9 protein-coding genes and 4 pseudogenes are annotated in these 11,961 nt (G+C 69.0%); 5 read left to right on the forward strand and 8 right to left on the reverse strand.

The window, feature by feature from the left end:
* Positions 1–48: 48 nt before the first annotated feature.
* Positions 49–549 carry a hypothetical protein gene (locus ACZ4EF_RS35150; protein WP_467508238.1) on the forward strand — a complete coding sequence of 167 codons (501 nt, stop codon included), beginning with the start codon at positions 49–51 and terminating at the stop codon, positions 547–549.
* 3 nt (positions 550–552) lie between these two features.
* Here ACZ4EF_RS35150 and ACZ4EF_RS35155 read toward each other — a convergent pair.
* Positions 553–985 (reverse strand): annotated as a pseudogene (locus tag ACZ4EF_RS35155) (transposase); the annotation flags it as partial.
* On the opposite strand from ACZ4EF_RS35155, the gene ACZ4EF_RS35160 reads away from it, so the two are divergent.
* Positions 972–1,184, forward strand: coding sequence for a hypothetical protein (locus ACZ4EF_RS35160; RefSeq protein WP_467508240.1), 213 nt, complete (start codon positions 972–974; stop codon positions 1,182–1,184). The pseudogene ACZ4EF_RS35155 and the gene ACZ4EF_RS35160 overlap by 14 nt on opposite strands.
* A 256-nt stretch (positions 1,185–1,440) precedes the next feature.
* Complete coding sequence (locus ACZ4EF_RS35165) at positions 1,441–1,614, forward strand: cellulose binding domain-containing protein (RefSeq protein ID WP_467508242.1); 174 nt, start codon at positions 1,441–1,443, stop codon at positions 1,612–1,614.
* Positions 1,615–1,783: 169 nt separating this feature from the next.
* Here ACZ4EF_RS35165 and ACZ4EF_RS35170 read toward each other — a convergent pair whose 3' ends face one another.
* Positions 1,784–3,247, reverse strand: a complete 1,464-nt coding sequence (locus ACZ4EF_RS35170; protein ID WP_467508244.1) for a glycoside hydrolase family 6 protein — start codon at positions 3,245–3,247, stop codon at positions 1,784–1,786.
* 154 nt (positions 3,248–3,401) lie between these two features.
* Entirely contained in the window at positions 3,402–3,731 is a 330-nt protein-coding gene (locus ACZ4EF_RS35175; RefSeq protein ID WP_467508246.1) for a substrate-binding domain-containing protein, read from the reverse strand.
* 250 nt (positions 3,732–3,981) lie between these two features.
* On the opposite strand from ACZ4EF_RS35175, the gene ACZ4EF_RS35180 reads away from it, so the two are divergent.
* Positions 3,982–4,608, forward strand: coding sequence for a cation transporting ATPase C-terminal domain-containing protein (locus ACZ4EF_RS35180; protein ID WP_467508248.1), 627 nt, complete (start codon positions 3,982–3,984; stop codon positions 4,606–4,608).
* 94 nt (positions 4,609–4,702) lie between these two features.
* Here ACZ4EF_RS35180 and mgtA read toward each other — a convergent pair whose 3' ends face one another.
* The 5 genes and pseudogenes from mgtA to ACZ4EF_RS35205 all read right to left on the reverse strand — a co-directional run bounded on the left by mgtA (position 4,703) and on the right by ACZ4EF_RS35205 (position 10,862).
* Positions 4,703–7,396, reverse strand: a complete 2,694-nt coding sequence (mgtA, locus tag ACZ4EF_RS35185; RefSeq protein WP_467508250.1) for a magnesium-translocating P-type ATPase — start codon at positions 7,394–7,396, stop codon at positions 4,703–4,705.
* 170 nt (positions 7,397–7,566) lie between these two features.
* Positions 7,567–8,358 (reverse strand): annotated as a pseudogene (locus ACZ4EF_RS35190) (IS5 family transposase).
* Between the two features lie 680 nt (positions 8,359–9,038).
* Positions 9,039–9,323: pseudogene (locus tag ACZ4EF_RS35195) on the reverse strand (IS3 family transposase); the annotation flags it as partial.
* 244 nt (positions 9,324–9,567) lie between these two features.
* A pseudogene (locus ACZ4EF_RS35200) lies at positions 9,568–9,768 on the reverse strand (transposase); the annotation flags it as partial.
* Positions 9,769–9,971: 203 nt separating this feature from the next.
* A complete protein-coding gene (locus ACZ4EF_RS35205; protein ID WP_467349843.1) occupies positions 9,972–10,862 on the reverse strand; it encodes a helix-turn-helix domain-containing protein in 891 nt (296 codons plus the stop codon).
* Between the two features lie 277 nt (positions 10,863–11,139).
* On the opposite strand from ACZ4EF_RS35205, the gene ACZ4EF_RS35210 reads away from it, so the two are divergent.
* The gene (locus tag ACZ4EF_RS35210) at positions 11,140–11,790 is read left to right on the forward strand and encodes a hypothetical protein (RefSeq protein WP_391047918.1); all 651 of its coding nucleotides are present in this window, start codon (positions 11,140–11,142) and stop codon (positions 11,788–11,790) included.
* Positions 11,791–11,961 lie beyond the last annotated feature (171 nt).

Raw genomic sequence — 11,961 nt, forward strand, 5'->3', positions numbered from 1 at the left:
GCGTTGCCCACGCTGGCTCCCGGGTAGGCGACGCGGCAGGATGAGTGCATGACCGAGAACAACGCGGATCTGCTGGTGTTGCTACGTGAGCTGGATGATCCTGAGTGGCTGGAGTGGCCGCGGGACTTCGACCGTCGCGAGATCGCCGTGCGCTTCGGTCAGCTGGTAGACCGACTCGAAGGTGACTTCGCAGCTCACTGCACGACCGTGGCCGGGCAGGAGAATCAGGACTGCAGCGAGTACGGACGTATCTACGTGCCCGGGGACGCGACTGTGTGCGGGACCCGGATCGTCGTCTGTGTGAGCCAGTTCGGCTCACTGGCGCTGGTGTGCGCGGACAATCCTGGTGCCTTCCTCGGGACGGACGACGCGCAGGCTGAGGGTGAGCTAGACGGTGCTGACCTCGCCAGGGTCAACCGGGCGCTGGAAGAGCTCGGCTACGTCGTGGTTCCCGAGGAACTACTGGAGAGCGACTACGACGGGCCGAGCCGACTGCACCCGCACGTCCAGCGGCCCACCTGGTGGAATCGCTTCTTCGGCTACTTCTGACGATTACCCCGACAAGTTCAGGCCGGTGCCCGTCAGGCAGCCATCGATGACCTCCGGTCGGTACTGCAGCATCTTGAGCTTGCGTTTCACCGCGCGGGTGATCTGGCTGAGGTCGGCGGCGTCGAGGTTGCCGATGTCGCGTGTGACCAGTGACCAGACGCCCTCCTGCGGGTTGAGGTCCGGAAGCGTATGTCGGTAGCTGGAACACGGAGAGCCAGGCGGTGTCGGCTTCGAAGAACGCCCGCAGGGGTGCGACCAGGTGCATGCGCAAGTTGTTCCAGACCAGGACGATCGGGCCGCCGAGCTGGGTGTGGGCGCGGATGACCAGGTCGCGGTAGTCCTTCCAGCCGAAGCCCTTCGGTTCGTCCTTGTGGCCCCGGTACTCGCGGATCGCGTAGATCAGCCTGGACTGCTCACCGGGCTTGCAGCAGGTCATCCTGGACAAGGTCGTCATCCCGGCCAAGGGCGAGTTCGAGTTCAGGCCCCACGAGCACTTCCTGCTGCTGGGCCCCTCATCCCGACACTGCGGCGAGAACGAACGTCTGCGGTTCGTCCTGTCCACCAACGAGCTCTTCGAGGTCGACGTTCCCGTCGGGGGCACCTTCTTCCCCGAAGGTATGTTCGTGACGGACTGACAGGGTTGGGTCGTGGGTGGACCAACCCCAGACACCTTCTGGGAACCATCCCGCGTACCGGGCCCCGACCTTGATCCGCCGCCTACACCTTCACCGTGAAGGCGGCCGACACCGCCGGCACTGTTTCGGCCGCGTCCGTACCGCTGACGGTCGCCACCAATTCCTCGGCCAGCACGGACTGCACGGTCGCCTACACCGTCACCAGTGACTGGGGCGCGGCCTGGGTCTTCGGCGGTGACCAGCGGATCGGCAACGCGTGGAACGGCTTACTGCCCCAAAGTGGCCAGACCGCCACGGCACGGGACGCGGATACAACGCCACCCTGGCACCCGGCGGCGCCGTTGACATCGGATTCACCGCCGCCTATCGCACAAGCAACGTCGTGCCGCACGGCTTCCCTGTCAACGGAACGGTGTGCGCGGCCGCCTGACCTTGTCAGCCGGTGCCGGCAGGGCCGGCCCCAGTCAGACTCAAAGACGCGATCATTACCGCTTTTCCCCGCATGGGGGCTCGTCCAATCGATCGCCCATGCCGGGCGTACTGCGGCGGCCGGCCTAGGAAGATTCCGGGCCGGCCACCGCCGTAGAGCGGATGGTGCGTCAGGAGACGGTGCAGGCAGCGCCGTTGAGCGTAAACGCGGTGGGCGAGGCGGTGCCGGAGCCTGTTCCCTGGAAACCAAAGCTGGTGGAGCCGCCTGCGGGGACGGCGCCGTTGTAGCCCAGGTCGGTGGCGGTCACGGTGGCGCCGGACTGGGTGGTCGTGGCGTTCCATGCGCTGGTGATCTTCTGGTCGGCAGGGAAAGTCCACTTGAGCGACCAGCCGTTGACTGCGCTGCCGCCGGTGTTGCGCAGGGTCACGTCCGTGGTGAAGCCGCCCGTCCAGGCGCTGACGATCTTGTAGCTGACGGAGCAGGCCGCACCTGTCGGCGGCGGGGTCGTGGGCGGGGCCGTGGTCGGCGGGGTCGTCGGCGGGGCGGTAGTCGGCGGAACGGTGGTCGGCGGGGTCGTCGGCGGAACGGGGTCCGAGGTTCCGGCGGATGCCAGCGCGTATGCCACGTCCGGCAGGAAGGTACCTGCGGCGCCGGCGCAGCCATCCGCCTCGCCTGGCGGCTTCACCCAGAGGAACGCGTCGATCGCCGCGTCGCCGGTGTTGGTCGTGGGATAGGCGCCGATCGCCCGGCCAGACGGGTCGCACCATGCCCCGCCGCCCGCTGGACCGTTGCCGTTGCGGCTGGTGTCCACCACGGCGTGCAGATTGGCCGGGTTGCCGAGCGCGGCCAGCACGTTCTTGGCGAAGTTGACCTCATTGGCCGTGGTATTGAAGTTGGAGACGTTGGTGAAGAGGCCGTCGGCATTCGTCAGGATGCCGGCGCTGCGCAGCCGATTGGCCTGCTCCGAGGCACTGTTCCAGGCCGAGTGGCCGCCGTCCAGGTAGACCTTTGCGTTGGGTGCGGCGGCGTGGATGGCGGCTCCCGCCCGGGAGAGCGAGGCGAACCGGTCGGCCTGCTGCTGTGCGGTCAGACAGGTGGTCAGGGCGATGGAGTCGGGCTCCAGGATGATGATCGACCGGCCACTGCCCAGCCCGGCGGCGAAGTTGCGCACCCAGGCGTCGTACGAGGCCAGGTCCGGTGCGCCGCCTGCGGACGCGCCGCCGCAGTCACGGTTGGGGATCTCGTACACGGCCAGCACCGGCACCTGTCCGGCGGTGGCCGCGGCCGTGGTGACCACCCGGACGTCACCGGTGACGGTGGAGGGGCGGTAGTTGGAGAACCAGATCGCCTGCGGCTGGCTTGCGATCCGCCGGGCGATGACCGGCTGGCGGGAGTCACCGGGATTGGCGGCAACCCAGCGGACGACCTGGGAGTTGGGGTCCGCGTAGAGCTGGGTCCCGGTCGGGAGGCTGCCCTGCGCCGCGGCGCCTGCGGTGATCTCAGTGCTCAGGACGATGCCGGTGGCGGCCAGACCTGCGGCTACGCCGAGCGCCATGGCCTTGCGCAGCCGCGACCCGCGCGCGGGAGCCTTGACCGCCTCGGCCGGGCGTGGGGTACCGATGGGGGGTGTCACAGTTTTCCTCCGTGCTCTCGTGGGGGGAGAGGGCCCTCAGGGAGCGAGGGCCAGATGCGACGGGGTATGTGGGAGCGCTCCCACTGCTGGATTGAGCCTAGCGAGTACGACGAGGGCCCGTCATCCCCTGCGCGGGACGCACTTTCGGGTCGGCTCACTCTGCCGCGGTCCATCTGGCCTCATCGGCAGGTCGATTCCCTGGCCACCGGAGTGAAGCGGCTGACGATCCCTTCCTGGTCCTTGACCGACGACGCGACCGCCGGGCCAGGAGGCCGACCGCGGACTGTGCCCTCGCGTCGTCGTCCGGGTCGATCGTGGACAGCGACGGGGCGCGGTATGCGCTCGTCTCGACGTTGTCGAGGCCGATCAGCTTGACCTCACCGGGCACCCGCACCCCTGAGTCGGCGAGGCCGCGCGGCACGCCCATCGCCAGCGTGCCGGTCGCGCAGAAGACACCGTCGAAGTCGAGGCCGTCGTGCACCATGTCCCTGGCGGGGGGCTGGCATCGGAGCTCGGGGTAGGAGTGACCTCATCGCAGCGTACGGCCGCACGCCGGGCGGTCTTCCACTTCGACGCCCACCTCAAGCGCAAGTCGACGGTGGACCAGACCTCCGGCGACCTCGTGGTGCACACCAAGGGCGCACTCGAAACCCGTCGCCCGGCGCGTCGTACCCGGGGCTCTGGACAACAGGCAGGAAGCCGAAGCCGGGCTGACCCTGATCGGTCTGGTGGCGATGGCCGACCCGCCCCGCGAAGATGTCGCCCAGGCGGTGCAGGCCCGCGGCGAAGTGGTCGCGCTGTCCGGTGGCGCGGTGCCGCTGCCGCTGCCGCTGACGGTCCTGCAGATCCTCGCCATCGACCTCGGAACGGAAACGCTGCCCGCGCCGGCGTTGGGACGCGAGCCCGCCGAACCCGGAGTGATGGACCGGCCGCCGCGACCCCGCACCGCCGGAGTCATCGACCGGGCGCTGCTCATCCGCGCCTGGGCGTTCCTGGGAAGCATCTCGGCGGTCCTGGTCATGGGCGGCTTCTTCTTCACCCTCTGGCGGGCCGGCTGGCACCCCGGCGACCCCACCGGCGGCGGTACGGCCCTTCACCACGCCTATCTGCAGGCCACGACCATCACCTTCGCCGGCATCGTCGCCTGCCAGATCGGCACGGCGTTCGCCGCCCGGACCGACCACGCCTCGCTGTTCACCATCGGCCTGCGGTCCAACCCGCTCCTGCTGTGGGGCATCGCCTTCGAACCGGTCTTCACGGCAGCCGTCGTCTATACGCCCCCACTCCAGGACATCTTCGGCACCGCGTCGCTCGGCCCGTCACAGCTGGCCGTGATCGCGCCGTTCCCCTTCATCATCTGAGGAGCCGACGAACCGCTCCGGTGGCTCCGCCGCCGGAACACACCAGGCCAGAGGGCCGGGACGCCGTAGTCATCGATTCAGGGTCAGTACGCGCCTACACCCGGGCCGTGCCGCCTGCCGCACGCTTCAGCGAGCTGAAGCGTGCGGCCCGCCGTCGCAGCAGGCGCCGGTGACCCGCGTGTGGCAAGGGAACAGTGTCCGGCGACGGCAAGGTGCGGTAGAAGAGCCACTTGCCCGCTTCGATCAGGCCGAGATAGCAGACGGTCAGGGCCGCCAGCGCCGCGAAGAACCCTGCCGGCAATGGCTGGAATCCGAGGGTGTGGGCCAGCGGAGTCGACGGTAGTACGGCGCCGACCGCAGCCGCGCCGAACGCCGCCAGCACCAGGGGAAGGCTGGGGTGGCTGCGCCAGAACGGAATGCGGCGGGTACGGATGGCGAAGATCACCAGCGTCTGGGTGGCGAGTGACTCGACGAACCAGCCGGTCCTGAACTGCGTCGCACCGGAGTGGAAGACCCACAGCATGACGCCGAAGGTCGCGAAGTCGAAGACCGAACTGATCGGCCCGAAGCAGATCATGAAGCGACGGATGAACCCGATGTCCCAGTGCGAGGGGCGGCGCAGTTGCGCCTCATCGACGTTGTCGGTGGGGATGGCGAGCTGACTGGAGTCGTACAGCAGGTTGTTGAGCAGGATCTGCGACGGCAGCATCGGGAGGAAGCTGAGGAAGAGCGAGGCACCGGCCGCACTGAACATGTTGCCGAAGTTGCTGGACGTGCCCATGAGGACGTACTTGATGGTGTTGGCGAAGATCCGGCGTCCCTCCGTGACCCCGTCGGCGAGGACGTCGAGGTCCTTCTCCAGCAGGATCACGTCGGCGGCGTCCTTGGCCACGTCCGTGGCGGAGTCGACGGATATCCCGACGTCCGCGGCGTGCAGGGCGAGGGCGTCGTTGACACCGTCACCGAGGAACGCCACGTCGTTTCCGGTGGTGCGCTGGACACGGACGATGCGTGCCTTGTCCTCCGGGCTCACGCGGGCGAACACCGTGGTGCGCTCGATCGCCTCGATGAGCTGGTTGTCGTCGAGCGTGTTCAGGTCTGTCCCGGTCAGGGCGGTGGCAGCGGGCAGACCCAGGTCGTGGCAGACCCGGACCGCCACCGCGGGGTTGTCGCCGGTGACGATCTTGACGTCGATCCCCAGGCCGGCGAGCCGGAGCAGCGCCGCTGCCGCATCGGGCTTGGGCGGGTCGAGGAATACCAGCAGGCCACTGAGGTGCAGGGTGTTCTCGTCCGGGGCGGTGGGCTTCCGCAAGCCGGGAGCCGGCCGGGTGGCGACGGCCACGACGCGGTTGCCCGCGGCGAACTCGGCCTCCAGCGCCTTCCTGGCGGTGTCCGGTACGTCGACGCAGCGCTCCAGCACGCTCTCCGGGGCGCCCTTGGTGACCAGGATCGCCGTGCCGGAGCCGTCGCGGACCACGGTGGAGACCATGCGGCGCTGGTGGTCGAACGGCAGTACCGCCACCTGCGTCCAGGCGGCGAGAGCCGTGTGCTGGGTCTGGGCCGCGGGTGAGTCCCACAAGGCGGCGTCCAGTGGATTGCCGCCCACCGCCGAGCCGTCGGCGGCATTGCTCTCGGTACTCAACAGGCCCCAGCGCAGTACCTGTTCGGGAGAGTCGTCGCCTGCGGGCACGGCGCGCATGAAGTCGATGCGCCCCAGGGTCAGGGTGCCGGTCTTGTCGGTGAACAGCATGTTGACGTCACCGAGGTCCTCGATGCAGACCAGGCGTTTGACCAGTACCTTGCGGCGGCTCATGCGCCGCGACCCGGCGGCCAGGCTGGTGGAGACGACAGCCGGGAGCAGTTGGGGGGTGATGCCGACCGCGATGGCGAGCGAGAAGAGCAGCGAGTCGATGAGCGGCTTGTGGAGCGCCACGTTGATCACGAGGATCGACGCGGTGAGGGAGCCCGCGACGTAGACGAGCAGCATGGAGAATCGGCGCAGCCCGCGCTGGAACTCCGTCTCCAGTTGGTGGCCGCTCAGCCCGACCGCGATCTTCCCGAACTCGGCATCGGCGCCGGTGGAGACCACCAGTGCGCGGCCGCTGCCGGAGTGGACGACCGTGCCCATCAGGGCGCAGCAGGTCAGGTCTGCCAGCGCCGTCCCGGCCGGAACCGGGTCCGTCGCCTTGGACACCGGCAGCGACTCACCGGTGAGGACGGACTCGTCGCATTCCAGGTCGGTCGCCTCCAGCAGCCGCACGTCGGCGGGCACGATGTCACCCAGCCGGAGGCTGACCACGTCTCCCGGTACCAGGTCGGTCACCGGAACGCTCACCGCTTTGCCGTCGCGGAAGACGATCGCCTGGTGGCGGATCTGGCTGTGCAGCGCCTCGGCGGCCTTCTCGGCCCGGAACTCGTTGACGAAGCCGAGGCCCACCGAGAGGGCGACGATCACCGCGATGATCACGGCGGCGCTGCGCTCTCCGACGCCGAAGGAGACGGCCGCGGCTGCCAGCAGCAGTCCCAGCAGCGGAGACCGCAGCTGCCGCCACAGCACGGGAAGCGCCCGCGCACGGTGCGACGACACGGCGTTAGGCCCCCATCGCAGCAGCCGCTCCGCCGCCGCCTTCGCGCGAAGACCGTCCCTGCTGGAGGCCAGTTCGCTGACGACACGGTCGGCCGGAAGACTGGCCGCCGCAGTGACCGTGTGCGGCGTCCGGGCGTCGATGCCCCCGGGCGCTGCTGTTGCGCGCCCACGCGCCCTTGGGTTTCCGTGAAATACATGCACCCGATGCGCCTCTTCCAGACAGATCAAAAACCCGCTGCCGGGGACCGGGGCATCGTGCCAACCGTACGCGCGTCACCGGTGAGTGGCCACGCGCGCCAACGTGCGGGCAGGTTCGCGGGCGTTGGCATGCGACCGAGGCGGGCGTTGACACCTGAGAACTCGTAACACGATCATGAGGATGCGTTGTTGAAGCGTCGCCAGCAGATGAGTGCGCAGGCGAGTGAGACGAAGGCGTTGTGGAGGTCGAGGCGTCGTTCCCGGCGGACGGCAGGTCGCTTGAACTGGTGGAGTTGGGCGAAGGTCTGCTCGACGACGTGGCGGAGCCTGCCGAGGCCGATGATGTCCCCGTGAGCCCTTGCGGGAGATGACCGGCAGGATCCGGCGCTGGCGCAGTTGTCGCCGGTTGGGGTTGCTGTCGTAGCCCTTGTCCCCGAGCAGGGGCGTCGCGGCGTTTGCGGGGGTGCCCGACTCGGCCGGCGACGGGCGGGATCCCGTCGACCAGGTCGAGGGTCTGGATGACGTCGTTGACGTTGGCGGCGGTGGTGATCACGTGGAACGGAATGCCGCCGCCGTCACTGATCAGGTGGTGTTTGCTGCCGGTCGTGCGGCGGTCGACCGGCGAGGGGCCTATCGCCTCGCCCCCATTTCCGCGCGTACGTGGGAGGCGTCCACGCAGGCGCGTGTCCAGTCGATCAGGCCGGCCGTGTTCAACTCGGCCAGGAGTGTGCGGTGCAGGTCCTCGAACACTCCGGCCGCCTGCAACGACCCAGGCGCCGCCAGCAGGTCTGCCCGGAGCCGAAGCCGAGCTCCAGCGGCAACTGCTGCCAGGTGATGCCGGTGTACAGCACGAACAGGATGCCCTGCAGGCAGCGCCGATCATCCACGGGCCGCGGGCCCGGCGACAGGTCCGGCCATGCCGGAAGCAGCGGCTCGATCCGAGCCCACAACCCGTCATCCACGATCCACGGCTTCTTGCTCACGCCATCACGAACGGACGAATCCGTCGACAAGGCTGGCGAGGTTACGACGTACCTCAACGAACCCACTGAGGCTGATAGGACTATTCGCGGTGAAATTAACCGGGTTGCGAATTCGCCAGCGCTTGAATCGGTCACAGGTTCGCAGTTCCAGGAGAGGCCATACAAGCCTGCGCTCCGGACTAGCGGCCCGCGCCTGAGAACAGCGGGCATGCTGAGTACGCTAGGTGGCATTACCGATAGCCTCCTCATAGTCGACGTTGTTGTACAGTATCTGAGGGGCGGGATGATCTATTGTGAGATTTCCGGTGGGGACTGCGGGCCTCCCCCTGTGGCGTAGCCCCAAAAAATCGATGATGCAGCGAGGTGACTGTGCCCGTGTCTAAAAAAGTATCTTCCGATGCGGAGTACGTGCGCGCAGCTCTGCTCCACTGGCTGCCCGAGTGCCTTCCCTTGATTGAGGAGCTGGAGGCCGCTGAGGTCGAGTCGGCGCGCGACCTAGGTCTAGTTCCGCACGAAATAGGGATTTATTCGCTGCTGTCCGAGGCGTTTGTCTGGCCTGTGCTCGTCCCTGCGCTAGAGAGGCAGCTACCAGGTGACCCCGTGGTGGTGAGATGTGCTCGCCTCCTTGAAGAGCTCGTTACTTCCCCCAGTTCAGAGGTTCGTCAAGCAGTGAAGATTCGAGTAATCGAAATCCTTGCTGGATCAGGTCTTCCGATGGAAGAAATCAAGAAGAGTATCGGACCTGTAACTGCTGGTCTGGTAGCCGCTAGTAGGAATTGAGTGATGTTCGCGATTCCTGCTGAAAAGCCTGGCCGAGGGATCTTCCGCATCACGCGCGCAATGCGCTTGTGGTTGACGTACTCGCCCGCCTTCCGGAGCTCGGCGGTGATCCTGGGGACGCCGTGGGTGCCGTCCGATTCGCGGTGCAGTTCCCGTATCCGGGCGGCGAGGTGAGCGTCTGCCGCTTGCCGGGCTGACCGTGCACCGGCTGTTGCGTGCTAGCAGTAGAAGCTGGAGCGGGCGATGCCGAGGATGGCGCACAGCCGCTTGACGCCGCAGCGGCGCTGGTGGTCGGCGACGAACTGGAAGCGGTTCACCAGCGCGTCTCCCCGGCGAAATACTTGGCCGCCTTCCGCGGGATCTCCCGTTCCTCTTCCAGTTCGCGGACCTTCTTGCGCAGGGCGTGTTCTCCGTTTCCAACGGCGTCGGCGGTTCCGCGGGTGCCGCTGCCCGGCGTCCCCGTGGTCGGCTGACTCCGGCCGCCCGGACCCAGTTCCGCAACGTCGCCGGGTCGATCCCCGAATCAGCGGCAAGCTGCCTGATCGCTGCCTCGGGCCGCGACTCGTACAGCGTGACCGCGTCCGCCTTGAACTGCGGCGGATAGCTCTTCATGACCACGAGATGTCCGTCCTCAGGTCCTCAGGATCCGGTGTCTCGTGTGTCCAAGATCAGGGGTCACGGCCCGTACGCGCTTGCCCCGTCACCCCGTCACCCCGTCACCCCCGGCGCAGACCAGCGATCTCTGCCTGCGCGGGGGCACCTGGGCGTCCGCGGGGCCGGTCGGCCACGGCGCGATCCGTTGGCCTGCCGGCGTCTCAGCGGCGGGGGGTGAGGCATACCGTGCCGCTCAGGTGGATCCTGGCCTGGTCGACGTAGCCCGAGAGTTCGCGTCCGACGACGGAGCCGTAGTAGCGGTGGGCGTAGTGGCTGTGCGGCTGTTCCGGGGCCAGGTCGAAGTAGTCGCCGCGGTGGATGCCGTCGCCCACCGGGGCGCCGTGGGCGTCGAGGACGTCGCCGTCGCTGGTGACGACGTACTGCCGGGTGGCGCGGCAGGGGAAGTCGCCCGGCTGGGACCGCCCCGGCGTGCGGCCGGGACCGGACGGGACGGCGCCGTTCCGGTGTCCGGCGGGGTGGAACGCGACGGCCGCGTAGCCGAGCGCCGCGATCACGACCGCGGTCACTGAGGCGGTGAGCAGGACCCGCCGCTGCCGTGACCGCGGCGCAGGGGTGGCTCCGGGCGGCGCCGGCTGTGCGGTCGGCCCGGCGGCAGGGGTCGCGGGCCCGTTGGCTGACGCCGGGCGCGGGTCAGGTGTGGCGGGCACCCCCGGGGGAGCCTCGGCCGGGGGCGTCGGCGGGACTTCGGCCGGCCCGCGGGGCGCGGCTGCTCCCGGCACTCCCGGCGGGGTGGCGGCCGGGGGGACGAGCGGGCCGGCGTCGGCGTTCTCGCCGGTGTCCGCGGACATCCCCAGGGCCTGGCGAGCGGCACGCCAGGCGGGTAATCGGGCCTCGGCACCGTCCCCGAGGGCGGTGATGATCGCCTCGGCCACCGGCCACGGCGGGACGCGCGTGCCGTTGGTCGCCTCGTTGCAGTAGGTGCTGCTGTAGCCCGCCCTGGCGGCGAGCTGGCGCACGCTCAGCCCGGATCGTCGCACGAGTGCCGCCATCAGGTCGTGCCATGCCGCGACCGGGTCCGGTGCCTGTGTCATCCCGTTCCTCGTCCCCTCGAAAGCTCTGCCCGCGTCAGGTGTCCGCCCGTGTCCGCCGGTGTCCGCGGACGTCCGCGGACACGGAGAGCTGGGCGGACACCCCCCTGGACACCTAGACCTGTCAGTGGCGCCGCTGTCCGGCGGACGCCCGGCCGCCCCGGCCCCCGGGCTCGTAGCCTGTCCGGCCCGGAACCCCGGCCGGACGCCCCGGCTCGCACCGGCGCGACGACATGACGACACCTCGACGACACGACGACACGACATCAGGAGATCCCCCATGCGTCTGTGGAAGCCTTTCGCACTCGCCGCCGCCACAGTAGCGGCGTCCGCCTCCGTCCTGGCGGCCCCCGCCTTCGCCGCCAACGGGCAGGGCGACAAGTACACCCACTCCACCACTCTTTCGCAGCCGAGTTGCTTCATCCATGCCAACTACCCCAAGGCCGGCGTCGCTGACTGGGGATGGACGAAGCCGCAGCGCTCACCGAAGGGCGGCTCCTACCACGTGGGAGTCCGGTACACCTACCGCGGCTACGCGCTGGTGAAGGACTACGGAGCAGCCGGGGAGCCCAGTTGGGGCTTCGTCGCCACATCCTGCCTGACGGATCCGCACGCCTACGACACGCACCACCGCCAGCTCCCCGACCGTCGTGCCGTGGGCGGCAGCGGGGCGGTCAAGTCGGTGGCGATGAGCGCCCCGCACGCCGGCAAGTCCAAGCGGGGGCTCGTCCACGTGGGCACCGGGCAGGTCGGCACCCTGCGCGACGCCGGGAAGTCCTTCGCCATCGGCAACGTCCGGGCCGGCGATGCCTTCTACCTCACCACCGAGCACTGCGGTAAGCACGACACCCGTGCCTGGATCCTGGGTTACGCCCCCGCGTCCGGCCGCTGGGGCTTCGTCCAGGCCGCCCACCTGCCGGCCTGCCACTGACCTGGAGCGCGGGCCGAGGGCTCGTCCTGAGCGCCTGTGTCCCGGTGCCGGGGGGGGGCGGGGCGGGGGGCGGGGACGGGTGCGGGGGTCTGGGCCATGGTTGCCGGTTCGGGGTTTTTTTGGTGGTGGGAGCAGGAAAAACCTCTACTTTTTCCCCCCCGTCTGATCCCA

This window comes from Streptomyces sp. NPDC025721, assembly GCF_055558595.1.

Coding starts and splice junctions, on each gene's coding strand:
- ACZ4EF_RS35150 (WP_467508238.1), top strand. CDS start 49: ATGACCGAGAACAACGCGGATCTGCTGGTGTTGCTACGTGAGCTGGAT.
- ACZ4EF_RS35175 (WP_467508246.1), bottom strand. CDS start 3,731: ATGGTGCACGACGGCCTCGACTTCGACGGTGTCTTCTGCGCGACCGGC.
- ACZ4EF_RS35180 (WP_467508248.1), top strand. CDS start 3,982: ATGGCCGACCCGCCCCGCGAAGATGTCGCCCAGGCGGTGCAGGCCCGC.
- ACZ4EF_RS35205 (WP_467349843.1), bottom strand. CDS start 10,862: ATGACACAGGCACCGGACCCGGTCGCGGCATGGCACGACCTGATGGCG.
- ACZ4EF_RS35210 (WP_391047918.1), top strand. CDS start 11,140: ATGCGTCTGTGGAAGCCTTTCGCACTCGCCGCCGCCACAGTAGCGGCG.